Consider the following 18,327-nt stretch of genomic DNA (forward strand, 5'->3'; position numbering starts at 1 on the left):
AGTGACGGCCTAATATTTAGCCTGCATGCATTCATTACTCCGCAACCATAAAAAGCACCTGATACAGGACACAACACCATCAAAAAGGCTTTTCAGCTCAGGCTCGTATACTAGATACGAATTCTCTGTGCAATTGATTAACTCTCACCCAGTGTGAGTGTTAGAAATCAATGTCCCCACCATTGCCTTTAGTACTGAGCAAATAACGAAATAAACGACCCAGACCCCGCAAAAACCAACTGATTACATCGATTGGAAACTCAATCATCTCTTCGAGGAAATCCATTGTTGCGCTTTCTGTCTCGCGTTTCCCGCGTTTTTTACTTGGCCAGAGCACGTATGATATAAAATACAAAAAGCCACCAACTAGCAAACAGGCCCAATGAAAGTGGCCGGTCAACACACCCAAAATCAGACAGGTTCCGGTAAAAAAGCCCATAAGGGCTAAAGCAACTTTTAACTGTTCCATAGTTCATGTCCTTTTATGCGCCATCTCCAAACGCAGTCAAATCTGGGGAGAAAGTAAACAAAGCGATGAAGCTGACAAGCCTTGTTAGGGCACCTTAAACTCCTTAATTGAATAACTACACTCATCATCAACAACCTGATCATCCCAGTCAACCTCAATGTTCACTGGAAAGCCGTATAATGGGTGGTATTCAATTCGCAGGGCATCTGCATTCAGAATTGCCTCTTTTGCCAAATCGAAGCGCCCTTCAATAGTCACCTTTTGCTTCCCTTCTAATAATTGAGGCTTTCCTTCAACCACTTGCACTTTGCTGTAGTCCACAAACATGCAGGCGTCAGTCGCAATAAATGAGTATTCCGTTAATTCAAAGCCTTTCCATTGCATGCTCTGTCTTTCTACTCTTTCAACTGTTTCTGCATTGTTGACCCAATGCATAATGCCCCAAAATGAGATAACCAGGAAAATTGACATGCCCAGCGTAAAAATTATGGAATATGCACTTTTTGAACTAAAAATTACCATTACTGTTCTCTAACTACTCATCAGGGAAATTAGTTCCAAATAGCTATAATATCCAGGAGTGAAAAACCAGTGCCTTCAGCACATTAAGAACCACCCCAGGCAGGATTAATTCACCTTATAACATATAGAGCCAATAAAAACCCAAATGCATACTCACTACCCAACAGAAGAAGGCACGACATGGTTTCCCAGTTTTTTATGAGGCGTAGCTACACATCATCACCAATATGGCTAGCTATCTTATAAAGAGCTATACAAGCTAACAAAAATGGAATACTCAATATCACAAAAAAAATACTTTCGACTAATATCTCACTTTCTGCCGCCGTTCCCATCAAAATGTCCATTGTTACCCACTGTGCAATTGAAACAGCTACAATTCCTAATATCGAGTAAAACAGAACATTCCTCCAGGGTAGCCCTTTAACCCGACTGAATTTATAAGCAGCAATACAGACAATTATGGTACTTACTAAACCAATCAGAGCCTCAACCGCTTGAGAAACAGAATAAATGACAAAAAAAGCACTATTCCCTTCCATACTTCACACTCCTCTATACAATGTGCCACCCACGCCTTACCTAAAATAGAACAAAAAACATTATAAGAGCATCAACATTGCTGTTGCTAAAAAGCTCATGACTCGTAAATATCACTCCATTCTTCGATGGCATCCCAGCCTACTTCCAGATCTACTACCCTCGCATTTGCATGATAAGTTTTTCGATAAGAAAATATGTTGTCTGTTAGCCTGAAATCACTAACAAAACCTTTCTCCACAACCTCCAGGCGAGATACTAATTTATTATCTAAATCAAAAATTGCGACTCTTGTTTTAGGTCCCTTTTTATAGTCTGTTGTAAGCCATTCTTGAATGGCCAAATAACGACCATTTAGCAATTCACTGCGATCAAACCCATAGTAGAAACCCGGCACTTTATGTCCTTCAATCTCTAATGAGTAATATGCGGGGCCAAATTTGATTTCGCTCTCGTAGCTTAACTGATAGTGCACCTTTAATTTCTTCATCATTTGACTAATGATTTTGCCTGTTGAATACAGTTATTTAGAGTTTCCCTAAAATCAACACCCGAACAACCGACTTTACGTCCCAGCGTATCCTCTCCTTCTGCTGAATATTGAGATGGACCTACTTCTCTGCAACGAAAACGCCAATCATCAATCCCTGTATCGATTGGATATTCCCGAGACAGCTCCAGTAGTGACTTTCTGGTTATTTGTGATTTCAAAGTATTTCCTCGAAACGCTGTTATTGCTTTGCGCCCTCTATGTTCAAAGCCATCGCTAATTGCACTTTAACACCCAAACTTGATTGCTCTGAGCTTACTACTTAAAGATTAGGGCCTGTTTTTTCAATATTGATGCAATAAAAACCATATTTTGAATACTCTCATAAGACACAGGAACACAAGCGATAACTAAAAAGGCTGCTGAATTAAAAGCAACCTTCAGCTAAGATCAGCTTACTCTTAGTTGTGCTATGGCGTATCGCAAACAAAGGTTGTGCCTCGGGATCAGCTAAAAACCCCTTAGCGATATCCTTGCTTGGGAACTCCAGTACAACAACTCTTTCCGGGTGCCAGTCCCCTTCCATGACCTCGGGCTCAACCCCCTGGACAACGTATCTTCCGCCATGCTTTCTAATGAACTCGGGAATTTCTTTAATATATTCTTTAAAACGAGGAAAGTCGGTAATAGAAAAGTCTAGAATTAAATATCCTTTCAAAATAAGTACTCCTTTATATAGGTTAACAATGAAATATCAATGTATCTAACGCCTGTAATTAAGTGTTCACACTGAGGTGACAGAACTCGCCTAACCTCTTACCAAAACGCCGCACTTAATCATTCACCTGACGTGCTTTGTAACTATCCCAAACTCATTGCAATGACTAACCATTTGCAATGAGCATTGTCTCCAGACTCATACCAATACAAAACTCTCGCAGCAGAGAAATAAAACTCTGTACCTTTCGAGTATCTGTTTTTATTTCTCCCACAATCTTGCACATCTCCTCAGGGCGGAAACCTGTTGACCTTGCTGTATAATCTTCTAGACCGATAGCGCTGTAGGTTGGCTCATTCACATATTTCCTTCGGCATTTACACCTGCATAAAACGCCACTTAAACACCAGGCGCGTTCAGATGCGGTATACCACTCGGCGACGCGCAATGCACCTGCTTCAGTGTATCCGTTAAACGCCATAGTATTGATGCCGAATTACATCTTCATTATCGTTTGGAGAAAGGTGTAAAACGACTGTATTTTTTAGTTCAACTAAAGGGTGAAATGCACAATTCCTGGAAAACCAAAAAACGTCTTCCAGACTCTCATCTTGATGCCAGGTAGTGTATACGAACGATTTTTCTGGCACTTCGTTGAAATTGAACTGTTGAAGGTTTGCCATGTCTACAGAGGTATCCCATGAACCGCAATCCTTTCCCCAGGCCATCATGTAAAGACATCCTGAGTCCACCAGCCATTTGCTTATAGTTTGTTGTCTTGCACAGCTAACTTCATCCTCAATGACGACGACACAGCGGTAAGGATTTAGAGGTTCATGATGTGGCAGTTCTTGCTCACCAGGTAAATGGATGTACCTCATCGGCGCTTACCACTCCAATGCAAGGTAATATATGAGGTGCCTTTTAGGCCCTTTAGCTTTTTATAAAAAGCACAACACATGTATTTCCCCAACCTACTTACAGGCTCTATTGATTAGCTAGTCACAAGCCATTTAAATCAACTATCATACCGCGATAGTCAAACCCTTTAGATTTGTAGAAAGCTAACTCTACTTTTTTAAACGAATCAAGGTAAGCTGCTGCTAGCGGCGCAAAAAATACAGCCGCATAGTAGTGCTTTACTTCTCCATCAGGAAAGTAACCAACATCATGGATTAGCCAATGTTGTATGTCGAAAAACCTGAAAAAAACGACCGCAGCTAAACCAAACAGTAAAGATAAAAAAAGCTGACACCAAAGTACTTTATCAAATTTCCATAAAATTCTACTGAGCCCAGATAGAAAAATGACATAAAAATAGAACACCGAAAGTAAAAATACGGCTACAAAATCGAGCTTCTCTGGCAACAAGAAAAAACTAAATGCAGGTGCGACACACCCGAGCATATTTATTTTATATCTGTCGACGAAGGACTCGCCTTCGAATATTACATCATAGGGTAAAGAGGTTACGATTTTCATCTTAGTTATAAACCCTTAAAAATGTGCACCTAAATCCATTCTGAAATCAGCGCCTAAGCCGTACAAGTCCACTGTTACACGGTTTTTAGGTAAGACTCTGATTAGAATGACATTTCTGAACAAGATAACAGTAATGTATTAAGGGTATTAGCATGGGAACACCAGGACTAAATAACCCCCCAACTTGAAACACTTCAGGTGACCCAAAGCCAAATATTGAGTTTATAAGCACTGAAATTGAGGCCCAAATAGCAATAATACCGCCAAAGAGAGCAAAAAAGTTACAGTAGCTTTTTGTTTTTTTAGAGAGGTGCTCTCTCGCTTTATATAACTCAACTAACAAAAGCCACAAAGAAACAATAGCCAAAGTACACATTACAAGTATTGCCAACACTAAGAACTCGTATAGTTTCACTGTTTTTGCTAACGAATCCAGTACTATGAAGTAGCCTAACATCAGCCCTCCAACGGCTAAGATCGTTGCCGGGATCAATACCAAAACAATATCTAAGAGTAATAATTTCCGCATAGAATTAACAAACAAGTCAATGCTCCAATATTAAGCGTCAAATACAGACTAAGCTTCATAACGACAGAGCGCTAGCCTGACGTTACATCCGCTTCATTATTGGCATGTTATGTGTATTGCCCATACCTTTTCCTGGGTAACAAAAACCCCAAAAGCAAAGTTAATACTTGTATCTCAAGAACTGACTTTAATGCACTGCATTACTCGTTAAGTGTGAAAGCATACTCTGATAATTGGATACTGACTTTTTCAGGAGATTAATAATTTTATCTTCTTGTCCATCGTGAACGACAATCAAACGGCCTCTCACACTATCAAACATAGTAAAGGTAACTTCAGAGCGTTTGTATTTTATCCAGCATCCCACCGCTAATAACACCCAAATCAAAGTGACCACCAGCCCTGCTAATAGCTTCTCAATAGAATCAACACTCAGCGAAGCCTTACCAACAGCAAATAGTGCCAGAAAAATAAAAGGTAACGCGATAAATTTCCATATCGCATTTTTTGATGTAGAACGAATGACATTTTCCACATCAATTTCATCATACTGGGCCTCAAACGCGATAGAATCTTCTGAGTCGCTATACTCATATGACAACGCTTTGTCATTAAATACGTACTTAACTTTATGCCCTTTAAACTTCTGATAAATCGTTTCCACCTGCCCTCCTGAAGTACATACACAGCAACTCGTAACCCCAGAATAGTATCATACCTATTAGATTCACTTTATGAGTACAGTTTGCATTTCATCTAGGCTTCACTTAACCAAGAACCCTGGCAGCCATACATATGTGCATCATTATTCCACTCCAAAGATTTAAACTCTATTTCGCCCGAGAGCTTTCACTTTTTTAGCGCAAGTGCCGCATCACAGGCCTTTTCTCCAACTCCTACAGACCAGGTTATACCATTTTTGCTAAGCAGCTCTTGACTAACAATAAAGTCCGAAGAAGCTTTCGCTAATATACTGTCACCACCACAAAAAACCACTTCACAACCTGAAGCAAACAACAGCTCTCGCTTATGTAAAAACTCACTATTTGGTTAGCTGCAATATGAAAAAAAATCAGCCAACCAAATTTTGGTCGCTGTTAAACAGTTTGTTATTGTGGTTTCTTACTTGAATCCCGTTTACAGTCAAGTATGAATGGTTCATAAACACTGCCAATCAACAGGTGGTCTTCATAGGGCGCACCGACACTTGACCCTGAGATAGCCTCGCCGTTATTCAGGTATACTTCATCCACTGACATACCCTCGTTTACATTTATCCGAAGCACTTGTGACGCTGAGAGGTTTGCATGATTTTTACTGTGCTCCAGATACTTGAGCATTTGTGGGTGGCCTGCAACCCACAAGTTACCCTCAGAATCCCACTCAAGGTTGTCTAGCCCGCTATCAATTGTCATTTCGTCAATGAGTTGCAACGTTCCTGTTTGCTTATCTCGCGCATAGGTTAACAGCCTCTCACCAGTGGACTCAGAAACATACACTTTTGACGAATCACGGCTGACTTGAATACCGTTTGGGTAGATAAGATCACCAGTTAATTTAGTAATACTACCGTTATTTCCATATGCTATTCCACCGCGTGCTAGACGGCCGAAGGATTCCAAAAGGCGACCAAAGCGAGTGAGGCTGCCCTTGTCGATGGTTGCATAAAAACTGTCACTGTCAATTGCCGCAACATCATTTAGGCTATACGGTAAATCTGTTTTAAGTGTTTTTGCACGTTTAAGCGCCCCATCGATAATATCAAAAATGATTACTTCACTATCAGAGCGTTGCTCACTGCCGGGGGCTGATGGAGGGTGATTCACGACAAAAAGCCGGTCTGCTCCATGAGGGTTCTTCCATAAAGAAACCCCATGCGGGTAAAAAGTGTCGCTAAGATCATGAGACATAAGCGTTGGCTTTGAATACGAACCTGTTTGATAAATATAAATACCGCCACCCTTAGACCAATTACGCCTGTCGTGTGCAGAGATATAAGCCAGGCCACTTGTTGGGTCTATCGTTATATCCTCTGCGCCTACCACACCTTCTACTGTACTGCAGGAGCCTGCAAAATGCGGTTCGATTGTTTTATATGCTCCGCTATCAATAACAGTGTCCATGACAAAAACAGCCGGCGGTAAGATCAGGACCGCGATACCTATTAAGCACTTTTTTAGCATCCAATTTCTCTTTATTAATTTATCTGTTCAATTAAAGTCGGACCAATAATTAGAACGGGTATATGTTGATAAGCCCAAATAACTAAAGCACGTGTTCCTTGTTAATTGAGTCTCTTCTTCTCATCTAATGGAGCTTGTTGCTCAATTACTATTGCTGACTGGCATGCCCCGCATACTCGCCAAAAAACATTTATGTTTTTAATGATTTTGGAGCCCAATCGATGCGATAGGTACAGTTAGAAGATAACCAATGGCCCTTTTTAAGTAACTAAGAGTATTGTAATAATTTGTGATGCATTTTTATCCAGACGACCACCGAGCAATGAAGAAACACTCACAAGTAGTGAACTTGTTTTTGTTGCGCTCAAGCGCATAAGCAACCATGGGAAACCTCAGTTATGAGGAGCCAACTAATCAACATCCATCACGGTCATACTCATCAAAAATAGGTATGTTCTAAATTAGGTGTGTCATTTTTAGGTAGGTGATGAGATGAACGTTTCTGCATCGGCGTCAATGTGCCAAACTTTTTCTTCAAGAAGTAAAGTTAGATAAAATGGTTGTCCTGGCAACCCTAAGTCAATGACAGACCTGCTATCAGGCAATTACTCAATCTTTGTCAGCACACGGCTAACGTCCTAATAAAAACTTCTTTTTATACTCTCCAGAAGAATTTATGGGTTAGTTCATTTGCGCGCAACACTTTCACTACATATATTAAATCTAGGAAAAAATTTTGTGCTTGCGTTTTCCTGTGCAGCAATTTTGCTGCCCGGTTATGTTGAGTAAATCAAAATGTGAACTTTTGAATCTAGCAAATGATTAGCAAGGTTTGGCATTGTTCTCCCCCTAAAAACTAAATTCACGACGTAAAGGAGTGATGGTGATGGCATTAATACAACAAGTTAAACAGGCACTTAACAGATTAATTGACTCAGACGATGGCTGGCTAGAGTTACTGAACCACCATGGTTGGCAAATCGACTTGGCGACATTGCGGCAATTAAGTGATGATGATTTTAAAGAAGCGTTATTGACCGAGCCCTTAACTGTAGACAGAAGCCTGAACGGCTTTACTGATTTTCATATATCAGCAAGCCATTTAATTAGTGCCGGTGAGCCAGCTAAAAGTTTGTTGTATCATGCTTTTGCGTCACCGAATGTAATAACCAAACCGGATGGATTTGAACTTCAGGCGTTTCCAACCAGAGCAGAGATAGAAGTTGTCGAGAACTTTGTTTTTGCCGCCAGACAAGCCACCCTGAGCGACATTGAGCAACAAGCTCGCACCATTATGGGCTTTCCGGACAATGTTGAGCTGGAACTGGCTGTGTGTAGTTTTAGTACCGAATACCGTGTTGCTCAGTCAACCGTGCATGGCACCCATGCCGATATGTGTTTTTCGCGTACCGGTATTGCCCGGGTAGGAACAGATGAAGCCTTTTACTCCCCTGAATTAAGAGGCTACAGCGTGTTTTTAGAGAACGATGATATCCATCAAATTCGTGTTTTACCCTGTCACTTCTCACCTTATATTGCGGCTAAGTTGAAGGGTCGTAAAGACCGTTTTGGCCCGGTCGCGGTATTAAGTGAAAACGTAGATGATTCTGCTAATGAATTTTGGGTGCCCTTACACAAACTATTTACCGGTGAAGAATGTATTTCCGGCCTTAAACTTGAAGTTGATCAACAAGCCAATTTGTATAATCAAAAATTGGAAAAGTTTGCCGAGTTACTTAACCGGGAAGGCCTTAGCGAAGTGCCAGAATCCAAGTTGCATCAATCTCCCTTCCGGCTAACTGAGTTATTGGCTGAGTGGGGGGATACCACAATATTTGGGGCTGGTGCTTTGGTGCCAGTTGCACACTCTTTAGTTGCGGGCGCAGCTTTGGATGAGGCTCCGTTAGCTTTTAAGACTCCTGAGATGACAGACAGTGGCCTATTTTATAATGCGTTTGCACCCACTTTAGCGATGCAAGCCGAAAGAAGCGGTGCACGCCCTTGGCCCGAATATGCCCATATTCGGGAAAAGGTCAATGACGATGGCAGCCAGACCAGTTTGACAGACAATCCTGAAGTGATCGATATCACCAAACAAGGTGGCTTTAATGCACTCCATTACCTGGATTTTGCCGCCGATGGGTCTGTTACGCCTCGCGTTAAGTTGGCTGAAAGTAATACTGGTTTATCACACAATGGCAAGCCGTTGGAAAACATTAGTGCATATAGTTTGGTTTCTGCGCCTGATTTCTTCCCTAAAGTACGTCAGCGTTTTGTTTATAGCTGGTGGAAAAATGATGTTCCCAAGCAGGCACGCGCGGGCACCCTTCCGGCCTGGTGGAGCTGGTTAGTCGAAAATAATCATTGGCAAAACTTGTGGCGCGCTGATCCAACTCCATTATCAGACCTCAGGGTGGCGGCAAACATTCAGCTACCTGACTCACCTTTCACTAAAAATGATATCACCGCTAGCGCAATAGTGGCTTTACCCCAGACCGAAGTGACAACGGATGGCACAACAGCTGAAATCATAAAAATGGCTCACCCTAAGCGAAATACCTTTTTGCCGGATGGTGCTGCGGGTATTTTTGCCCCGGGCTGGGATACCAGTTTTGATACTTTAAGTACCCCGGAAGGTAATGTGGATCATTTGGCCGCATATGGTTTAGGTAGCCCTTTCCCTGAGGATGCCAAGCTATGTGCTGCACTGAGCACCTTTTGGCCTGCGGCAGCGCCTGATACCACCCGCACCTTTTTTGAAGTGCCTTTTAGTGCTGGCAGTGTTGTGCCGTTAACTGATGCCGAAAGCGGCGTGGGTGGTGAGGTTTCTTGGGACGGCTTAACCGGCCCTCACTTTGTTGACCGTAATGCAGAACGTAGCGTGGTGCAATTCCCGGATTATCCTCGTGCTGATTATACTCGCAATGCGTTGAACGGCCTGTTTTCGATTGCACAAACCAGTAAGGTCTCGCTCGAAGAATATAAACGTCGGATAGTCGCCATGCTTAGGGTTTACCGAGCAATAGATAAGCTGGATAACAAAAACGATGCTCATATAGTGTCATTTAAACAAGTTAATCCGGGAGATAGTGAATTAGAGCAAGCAGAAGAGCGTACCAATGCAGATCTAACCGGTCCTATTTATCGGGTTGAAGGGTTTGATAATGAATTTTCCGGTCAGCAAAACGTTTCGTCACCAACCCCAACAGATGAAACCAAGCACTATGCCCAATACCAGGTTAAGGTAAGTTGGGTGGTATTTGTTGGCTCAGGCGACAATGTACTAATGCGTTTAAATCTGGGTGATGGTTCGGCTCGCCGCAGTAGCTGGGTTATCCGTGATGTATAAACCCGTTTTAGGCTGTTCAACCTGTTCGGAGTTGTTTAATGTCCAGTACTGATTTATTAGTAATAGGTGGCGGCCCGGCTGGTTGTGCGGCCGCTATTGTCGCACGCCAGAACGGGCTTAATGTTACTTTAATTGAACGGCAAAGGTTCCCCCGGCATCGGCCGGGGGAATCTTTACACCCGGGTATACAGTCGCTATTTCGTCAACTGGGTATTGAAGACAAAATACTGGCAGAAGCCCCTCTGCGTTATAAAGGCCAATGGACTGAACAAGGAAACAACGCCACCTTTCAAGCGTTTGGAGAAGATGACTACGGCAGCTGGCAAGGTTTTCAGATCCCAAGAGAACAATTAGATCTGTGTTTACTTGAACACGCACGTTTATTGGGTGTAGATATTCGCCAACCTTGCCGTGCTGTGGAGGTGGTGAGGGATAATGGCAAGGTTATGGGCCTGTCTACAACTCAAGGTGAGATCTTGGCGCAGTGCATTATTGATGCATCCGGCGGCAGACATTGGTTGGCAGAACAACTGAATACGGGCCTGACATATTTAAGTCGTCCGCTTTATGCACGTTATGGTTATGTCAGTATTGATCAGGCGTCTGATTGTATTGAACAACCGAGATTTAAAGTCTTAGCCAATGAATGGCAATGGTTAGCTCAGGTCTCTGAGCGCACCATTCACTGGACACGTTTGTATTTTGATGAAAATACGTTCATTGAAGGTGAAAAGCCAACAAAGCACTCCTGTGCTAATAAACACACCAAAGCACAGCGAAAAATCAATACGCCACCAAAAGAGTTAGCACACTTGCCTAAACTAGGCAGTATTAAAGGGGCCGACGTTAGCTGGCGAAAAGCCAAGGTGCCGGCAGAGCCGGGTTATTACATTGTAGGAGATGCCGCATTTGTACTGGATCCAACTTCGTCACACGGCGTGCTTAAAGCTTTAATGTCAGGTATTTATGCTGCTAATTTGGTCGCACAAGTCTACAAACAAAAGATTAATGACTCAGTGGCTGCCGAGATCTATAACAACTGGCTTATTCAATGGTTAGAGGGGGATGTGAATAAACTTAAAGCCTTTTATCAAAATACTTTGGATTTGCAATCCTCGGATTAAGACGCCAATCAATTAACTTTGGACCACTATTCAGTCAAGCCAATCCACATAAGAAATAGCCAATTTAAATCAGTGTGTTGGGCACCAAGGCATGGAGCAAGATATTTGCGTCGATGTAAAAGGTTAGCTGTTTATACTGCTAACGCCTCAAGCACCAGTGGCGTTTTCACCGCCCGGCTACTTTGGCTTGTTAATATACCAGCGATGAACTTGATACATTGCCAAGGTCACAACAAGTGCGCTGAAAGCCACTATCTGGGGCGAAAAGGAAAAGATGTACAGAAACAGCACCAGAGAACAGAGCCCTGATGCCACTGAAAAAGCAATATAGCCATTTCCTATCTTACTATGACTCTTTGAGTAGGTAAGTCGAACTAACGCAACGAAGCCAATCAAGCCCAGATACGCACAAAGACCAATTAGCAATACAGAAATACCTTTTTGGTCAAACGCTAGTAGATGGAGCGTTGAAAGTACTATCCCCTGGAAAATCAGAAGGCCAATGGGGATAGCCAGTAACCCAACCATTATCTTTGAAATAAATGTCATCTGAGTCTCTATTTCACACAAATGCTTGCAGCAAGTAAGTGTCTGCTTTGACTGCGCTTGTTATATGCCCTGCTGTTGTTGATAATGAAACAGGCCCCTTAAGGCATTGTAAAGCCCAACGGCCATTGTGAAATCATGCGAATCATTATCAAATTCATCTAATTGCAATTTTAAGTCTAAATGACGATTCCTCATAATGGTTTGCGCCAGCGAATCATAAACTTCGCGCATCTCCCCACCTTCATCGCCTATACCCATATAGAGATAGTTTTGAATCGTTTTTTTGGATTTGACGTATTTCTTTGTCGCTTCAGATGTTTCCCGGGCGCCCCACCAAACAGCAGGGCTAAATGCTAAATGACTTTGAAAAAGTTTGGGCCGAGATTGAAAACTATGAATAACCAATAAACCAGCTACTGAATGGCCTGCTAACACATTAAAATTACTGGTGCGATAATCGCTATTTATCTTTGGGATCAGCTCTTCTTCCATAAAATCTAAGAAGTGATCCCCGCCTCCACCTTCGCCAACTGGCCCCCGGGGATCCTTGTTCACCGTCGGAGCAAAATCTCTAAGACGATTGTTAGTGGTTATTCCAACAATAATATGTTCATATGACCCGTTTGAAAGATGTAATCTATGAAGCATCCCTTTTACTAGCTCACCATTAAGTTCACCATCAAGCACATAGAGCACTGGATATCTTTTTGTTGAATTTGTCGCATACGATGAAGGCAGCGCAACGGTAATACTTGGTGTTTCGGTTAAATATTTTGAATTCGGTAGTTTAACTGCTGTGAAATTCGAAGCATTAACTAAAGTCGAAATAAAAAATAGGAGTACTGCAATGCAAATTTTCAAAATGTAAATTTCCCTTTATGATTTAGTGTTGCTAAAGGCATATAACACCCGGATCTGAGTATCCCCCAGATATCCATATATAAAATCAATGTAGCGAGCACACACCACATTGCTTGTTCTAACTTTTCGGTAAAAACTAGCTAGATAACAGTGCCATGCTTGATAGCTCCATCCTACACGATGTATACAGAGAAAAAAGCTCAATATTCATACCTGGCGCCTTGATTCATGAATGCCGGAAGTGACACTTTGCTCGATGACAATCAACTTTTGTTTACCGAGCAGGGCCGGACCAAACACGATATTAAACGAGTTATGCAGGGTTATAGACGAACATGTGCGCCAGATACATCAGCTCAGGAGGCTGGAATTATTAGAAGGAGCCCCTGCCCCTGATAAGGTGCAAATACTAATAGGTTATTCCGTAGCAACTTGTTGCCAACAAACCAATTGCTTACTGTCCATTCTTTACCGACTTGTTAGGCGTACTTAAATACTCAAAAATAGAACACCTACATAAAAAAGTCCGCTTGTGATGGAATAAGTCAAAAATTTACCTAAGTTTGGTTTTTTCGCATTTTCATATGATGCCAAATTAATATTTCGAAAACGAAAGTAGACAACAGCCACCACCAATAAGTATGTAATAATCGCAACAAGGTGAAAGCTGTCCTAAGCGAATAAAACATCGTTGACCTGCGAAAAAGCCCCTCCTATTAAGAGCTCGCCAATCATCAGGAGTGACCAAATGTTAAGTAGAACAAAAAAAGATAATATGGAAGTAGCTGAAATAATCGAATAGGAACGTGTTCCACCCTTTTTCAGTTCTTTTAATGCTAGAAACAAAAATAATGAATGCAACATTCGAAACTCTGACCGTACACCCGATGCCTTTAGTGGACGCATAAATACTGGCTAAACTTTAGCAAAGAGGGGCAATCCAAGTGTTTTGCCCCCCTTTGAGACACTTGTTATGCGGATTTTTGCCACACAACTTCAAATTCTTCTTTAGATATTTCTTTTGAGTCCGACATACCTGAGTGGTATCAGGAAGAAAGCCTTATTTCCTCATACTCTTCTACTTTACGAAGAGCGTGACCCTTACCGGCGAACTCAGTTCAAATTATACTTCACCAAGTTGTAACTCCGAAAGCCCGCTCCAATATTACACCGTATTTATCTGCATAACGCGTCACATCCCCCAGAGAAACAAGAGGCCCCTTTTGCTATCAGAGTGCATGTGATTGATACGTGTTTCGTGATCTAAAGGCTGCCTTTTCATTAAGAGCCTAAGTATTCAAAATTTCCTCTATAATACGCTTGGCACTTTGAGTCGCGTTGTGTACTGCACCCCAATCCTCTTCTTGCGTGTACGAGTCTCCCGCAAAATACAATTTATGGTCGATAGTACTGGAAAGAATACTCGAAATACTCGACGGTGCTAGATCTGCCAGGTATGCCGATTGAATATATGGCTCATCATCCCAATTCTGCACCACATGATTTATATAGTTTTGGGAGGCTTTACCATCGAAAACTTGATTTAACTCGTTAAGAATGTACTCGAGTTGCGCTTCTTGCGAAACCAATTGATACTGCCTGGCTTGCTGACCCACGGCGAAAAGCCCCAGTACATTAAGTGATGTATTCTGGCCGTATGCCGCATCAAAATAGGCACGTTGACCAGCACTTGTTTCACTATCGGGAAAGGTTAGGTAAGTCGGATAAAATCTTTCAGCGAAGCGTATAAATACTTTAATACCACCCCAAACCGGAGCCTCCCGGATAGCATTCAGTTTGCTATATGGCAGGGACGGGCTGAAACTAATAACCTCATTTTGTAGTATTTTCAACGGCACCGTGACAATGACTTTGTCGGCTTCGTAAAGCAATCCATTATGGTCGGTAACAATAACTTTATCTCCGGTATAGTCAATTGACACTACCTGAGTGTTAAAAGTTATTTGTGACTGGATGCCCGGGACAACATACTCTTCAAAAAAATCAAACCAGGTGGAGTTTATAAATTTTTTATCTTCAAAATCACTGCCAAATGCGTCAAAAATTGGTGAAAGGTTTAGTGCGCCATTTTCAAAATACCCAACTCGATCCTGACTTTCATAACCTTGAAGCTCAATAGAGTTTTCCCATGACGATGCTTTTAATACCTTCGTTAATTCGTTTTCTGAGGCATGTAGCCATTCCGCCCCCAGCGGGATAGGAAAATCAGCAAATGTGGTCGTGCGTTTCATTCTGCCACCATATGTGGAGGATGCCTCCAACATCTGGACGCTTACGCCGCTCTGATGAAGCAAATATCCAGCAGTCAACCCAGCCGCACCCGCACCAACAATGAGCACAGAACCAGAAAAATCTGACGGTGTGGAGAGCGAACCACTGTCGCTTTTGCACGAAGTAAGTGGTACAGATATCCCTAGTAACCCACACATTTTAATAAACGCTCTTCGATCCATCACACTCCTCTGCTTTAGGCGCTAATGGCAACATTGATGTTCTCACAAAGGAATTGCGTTTCATCAGACACATCGCAAACAGGGGCGCACTTAATGCGCCCCATGGTTTGCTTTGTTATCCTATTCTGGCTTATCTATCGTTACTATCACGGCTGATAAATGTGGAAATCCCTGCCAAAGAGAAACGGACCCTTCTCCCAAAGAAAAAACGTCACTTTTTAGTTTTGGATAAAAGTACATATGGTGTACAGGGGTAGGATATAACTTGCCATTGTAAAACATTTTATTATTTGGTGACATCATATAGACCAAAGCAGCGGTCTCGGCAGTTGGCAACTTACCTGCTCGAAAAGCCTCATCCACAATTTTGTATGTTTCATCGTAAGACTTACCCTCATACAGTGATTTCATATGTAATTCATATGCTGGCAGGATTGTTCGCATAGCTGGCTCATTAAAGCAGGACGGTTCATACCTTCCATTCGGATCGTGTACTACAGCACATGTAAACTTGTTTTTCCCTTGTTTTATAGGAATGAATTTTCCACCTTTAAATTTCAGAAAAGTAGCATCTTTAGTAACATGGGATGGAGCCCCTTCACTGGCTCTGGAAATTTCCAGACGATCGGCTTCACTCAGTGAAAAACAGGGTAAAGAACCAAAGGTTAATAGAGCAAAAATCAAATATTTCATAGTGGTTATTATTTCCTTGTATCAACTTACTCAAATATGCATAACGCCACTGCTAATTAGCACAAAAACCTTGGCTAAGCTTTGCGAAAAAGGAGCATAAGCCAAGCATGATACGCCCTTTTTTAGACCTTGCTATAGACACGACTTCGACAGTACGTATACGTAACCATCGTATAGTTCAAAAAACTTATTGTCATTCACAATTTCAAACGTTGTGTATGGATAAACGAGATCTTCCGGCTCAAATACATCTATTTGAGTCAAATGAGTTCTTGCCGGAAATACCCCCCAAAACAGGCGAGTCCTTCCAGGTACTTGTCCCTCAACAACTTTGTTTGGAGACTTGGAATATTTATATGTGGGAGATTCGATAGTTTTTGAGATTCCAACATATTGAGTATTAGATAAAGAAACATTTTTCCCTAACCAGGACTTAGCTTCTGCCTCGGTTGTTAGACCGCCACGGTACTTAAAGACTTCGCTAATACAATATTCACCATAGTATTTTTTAGGTATTTCAATTGCATTGGCTGACATACAAATAGCAAAGAGGAAAAAGTTATAGAATTTAAACATAACACCTATAATGCCCTGTTAAGGGACTGATAATGTTTAGATAAAAGGTATAGCAAAACGAAACGAACCAAACGTTAGCAGGTCCAATAAATGTTAGGCATTGTTTCACTGAAACACCCCAAATAAATCAGGTATTGCTACCAGCAGAACTTGCCTGATCAGTAATAACCCAAGAGCAGCTCCAATAGGGTAAACGATAACCCTAGCGACTATAACTGCCTGCGGTTCCGACAGCGGCGCAAACTTAGCCAGCGACTTCGGCGAATAAGCCATAGACATCACAAGCCATATCGCTACACCACAGACCAATATCTGTAGCACAATCAAAAGTTGAGGTGTATCGCTGACGCTTGGGGAAACTAATGCCGTGAACGCAAAGATCCCCCCCATACCTCCAAACAAAGCTAAGCCAACAATTGCCATATATCTCACGACCAAATCGACAGCCTTAAGACTCTTACGCATATACACCCAACGGTTGGTCATACTTTTCGAGGCACGAGCACAAACCAACCTTTATGTGCCCGATTACCTTAAGGCATTTGTTGTGCCCCAATTCGTAAATTAAACCGGATTACGACGTTATGTAAAGTATGCCTTTGATAGATTGGCTGAATCATTAAAGTGGAACTGAATAACGCCTTTATTTAAACGAGCTTACTAATCAGATAACCGGCCGTTACGATTAAAATAAAAAGGTACTTTTAAAGTTCCACCTTTTTCCAAGGCCGGCCAAAAGGCGCATTGTACCAAACGCTAGTAGCTATACCGTTGGTTTTGTATAAATCTCTGTTCAGCTAGGCGTGTTCAAGTTGTTAGGCCAAAGTGTATTCATAGCATCACTGGTTTGTTATGAACAAACGCTTGCACGGTACTCATTTAATTCGTTTACAAAGACTGATAACTTCACATCAAATTGTCCTTTAATCATATTCATGGCTGCAACACCTGTATTTAATGGACGAGCACTAGGTAAATTTTTGAAAGCTTCAATAGCCCATACAGCTGAACTTTTATCATTTCCTTCATACTGGGGGTCAACTAAAAACAAAATAAAGCACTCTAAACCATAGTTTTGCTTAATTGAACGGATTTTCCAGGAGGACTCTAACCACCACTCAGTATTTACGCTTTCGTGTATTATTTCCCAGCCACTTTGGACTAGCTTACTAAATAGCATTTCTTTGTAGTACTTCATGGTTTTATATTACTCATAATGCTAAGCCAACGGGAAAATCATGGCTCTATAATGCAAAGGAACGCTGTGTTTTAGTCCTAGTGACCAAACGGACAGACGCTCATCATCACAGGCTGACAGACATCATACCGCGCAAAAAAGTTATCTAACTGATGGCGTTAGCTACTATTCTTCCTGCAGACTTATTCAAACCAAACCTGTCGTCTCTCTGAACGCCAAGCGTATGCAGATACTTCAGCTTGGATGACCTCAATTATGAGGTCATCCCCGTGCGCTTAACTAACCGGCGCAAAATAGCAGGCTAAACTTAGCGAGAAGGGGTCAACAGGCACAGCCTGTTGTTCACGTCCTTGGGTTTCGACACTCTTAATGCACGCCTATTTAAGCCGTTTAATTATCCCGCAGCTTAAGTAATGCAAAATAAAAAAACTACCTGTGAAAGTAAACAAATAAATGGAATGAACACAAACATGCCTACTATTACTGAACCACTTTCACCATCAGGAATTACAGTAAAGTACTCATAGAGTACTAACCATATCCATATAGCTGATACCGCAAGCTGCCACC

General features: G+C 41.8%; 21 protein-coding genes. 2 read left to right on the forward strand and 19 right to left on the reverse strand.

Features of this window, described 5'->3' with window-relative positions; all coding sequences use genetic code 11:
- Positions 1-160: 160 nt before the first annotated feature.
- From PRUB_RS13405 to PRUB_RS13460, 12 genes are all read right to left on the reverse strand, one after another.
- Positions 161-469, reverse strand: a complete 309-nt coding sequence (locus tag PRUB_RS13405) for a hypothetical protein (RefSeq protein ID WP_010386379.1) — start codon at positions 467-469, stop codon at positions 161-163.
- Between the two features lie 84 nt (positions 470-553).
- Positions 554-853, reverse strand: coding sequence for a DUF6174 domain-containing protein (locus PRUB_RS13410; RefSeq protein ID WP_155946313.1), 300 nt, complete (start codon positions 851-853; stop codon positions 554-556).
- Between the two features lie 347 nt (positions 854-1,200).
- Positions 1,201-1,533, reverse strand: coding sequence for a hypothetical protein (locus PRUB_RS13415; RefSeq protein WP_010386377.1), 333 nt, complete (start codon positions 1,531-1,533; stop codon positions 1,201-1,203).
- A 95-nt stretch (positions 1,534-1,628) separates the two neighbouring features.
- On the reverse strand, positions 1,629-2,024 hold the full coding sequence (locus tag PRUB_RS13420) for a hypothetical protein (protein ID WP_240654977.1): 396 nt from the start codon (positions 2,022-2,024) through the stop codon (positions 1,629-1,631).
- On the reverse strand, positions 2,021-2,242 hold the full coding sequence (locus PRUB_RS13425; protein ID WP_155946312.1) for a hypothetical protein: 222 nt from the start codon (positions 2,240-2,242) through the stop codon (positions 2,021-2,023). Before PRUB_RS13425 ends, PRUB_RS13420 begins: the two co-directional genes overlap by 4 nt.
- A gap of 206 nt (positions 2,243-2,448) precedes the next feature.
- Positions 2,449-2,739: a DUF1330 domain-containing protein gene (locus PRUB_RS13430; protein WP_010386375.1), complete on the reverse strand. Its 291-nt coding sequence runs from the start codon at positions 2,737-2,739 to the stop codon at positions 2,449-2,451.
- Between the two features lie 166 nt (positions 2,740-2,905).
- A complete protein-coding gene (locus PRUB_RS13435) occupies positions 2,906-3,100 on the reverse strand; it encodes a hypothetical protein (protein ID WP_010386373.1) in 195 nt (64 codons plus the stop codon).
- A gap of 109 nt (positions 3,101-3,209) precedes the next feature.
- Entirely contained in the window at positions 3,210-3,620 is a 411-nt protein-coding gene (locus tag PRUB_RS13440; RefSeq protein ID WP_155946311.1) for a DUF7684 family protein, read from the reverse strand.
- Between the two features lie 121 nt (positions 3,621-3,741).
- Positions 3,742-4,221, reverse strand: a complete 480-nt coding sequence (locus tag PRUB_RS13445) for a hypothetical protein (RefSeq protein WP_010386371.1) — start codon at positions 4,219-4,221, stop codon at positions 3,742-3,744.
- Positions 4,222-4,937: 716 nt separating this feature from the next.
- Entirely contained in the window at positions 4,938-5,414 is a 477-nt protein-coding gene (locus tag PRUB_RS13450; RefSeq protein ID WP_010386369.1) for a hypothetical protein, read from the reverse strand.
- A gap of 185 nt (positions 5,415-5,599) precedes the next feature.
- Positions 5,600-5,767 carry a hypothetical protein gene (locus PRUB_RS26755; RefSeq protein WP_010386368.1) on the reverse strand — a complete coding sequence of 56 codons (168 nt, stop codon included), beginning with the start codon at positions 5,765-5,767 and terminating at the stop codon, positions 5,600-5,602.
- 92 nt (positions 5,768-5,859) lie between these two features.
- Positions 5,860-6,933, reverse strand: coding sequence for an SMP-30/gluconolactonase/LRE family protein (locus PRUB_RS13460; protein WP_010386367.1), 1,074 nt, complete (start codon positions 6,931-6,933; stop codon positions 5,860-5,862).
- Between the two features lie 886 nt (positions 6,934-7,819).
- Between PRUB_RS13460 and PRUB_RS13465 the strand changes: the two genes are divergently transcribed.
- Together PRUB_RS13465 and PRUB_RS13470 are read left to right on the forward strand one after the other, a co-directional pair.
- Positions 7,820-10,282, forward strand: coding sequence for a hypothetical protein (locus tag PRUB_RS13465; protein WP_010386366.1), 2,463 nt, complete (start codon positions 7,820-7,822; stop codon positions 10,280-10,282).
- Positions 10,283-10,320: 38 nt separating this feature from the next.
- The gene (locus PRUB_RS13470) at positions 10,321-11,406 is read left to right on the forward strand and encodes an NAD(P)/FAD-dependent oxidoreductase (RefSeq protein WP_010386364.1); all 1,086 of its coding nucleotides are present in this window, start codon (positions 10,321-10,323) and stop codon (positions 11,404-11,406) included.
- Positions 11,407-11,583: 177 nt separating this feature from the next.
- Here PRUB_RS13470 and PRUB_RS13475 read toward each other — a convergent pair whose 3' ends face one another.
- The 7 genes from PRUB_RS13475 to PRUB_RS13505 all read right to left on the reverse strand — a co-directional run bounded on the left by PRUB_RS13475 (position 11,584) and on the right by PRUB_RS13505 (position 17,757).
- Positions 11,584-11,955: a hypothetical protein gene (locus PRUB_RS13475; protein WP_010386362.1), complete on the reverse strand. Its 372-nt coding sequence runs from the start codon at positions 11,953-11,955 to the stop codon at positions 11,584-11,586.
- A gap of 60 nt (positions 11,956-12,015) precedes the next feature.
- Complete coding sequence (locus PRUB_RS13480; RefSeq protein WP_040644903.1) at positions 12,016-12,816, reverse strand: alpha/beta hydrolase; 801 nt, start codon at positions 12,814-12,816, stop codon at positions 12,016-12,018.
- Between the two features lie 1,289 nt (positions 12,817-14,105).
- A complete protein-coding gene (locus PRUB_RS13485) occupies positions 14,106-15,290 on the reverse strand; it encodes a flavin monoamine oxidase family protein (protein WP_040644901.1) in 1,185 nt (394 codons plus the stop codon).
- A gap of 120 nt (positions 15,291-15,410) precedes the next feature.
- Entirely contained in the window at positions 15,411-15,983 is a 573-nt protein-coding gene (locus PRUB_RS13490; protein ID WP_010386359.1) for a hypothetical protein, read from the reverse strand.
- 132 nt (positions 15,984-16,115) lie between these two features.
- Positions 16,116-16,559, reverse strand: coding sequence for a hypothetical protein (locus tag PRUB_RS13495; protein ID WP_010386358.1), 444 nt, complete (start codon positions 16,557-16,559; stop codon positions 16,116-16,118).
- Positions 16,560-16,664: 105 nt separating this feature from the next.
- Positions 16,665-17,045, reverse strand: coding sequence for a hypothetical protein (locus tag PRUB_RS13500; protein ID WP_040644899.1), 381 nt, complete (start codon positions 17,043-17,045; stop codon positions 16,665-16,667).
- A 364-nt stretch (positions 17,046-17,409) separates the two neighbouring features.
- Positions 17,410-17,757, reverse strand: a complete 348-nt coding sequence (locus tag PRUB_RS13505; protein WP_010386356.1) for a hypothetical protein — start codon at positions 17,755-17,757, stop codon at positions 17,410-17,412.
- Positions 17,758-18,327 lie beyond the last annotated feature (570 nt).

It is taken from the genome of Pseudoalteromonas rubra (assembly GCF_000238295.3).
GTDB classification, from domain to species: Bacteria; Pseudomonadota; Gammaproteobacteria; order Enterobacterales; family Alteromonadaceae; genus Pseudoalteromonas; species Pseudoalteromonas rubra.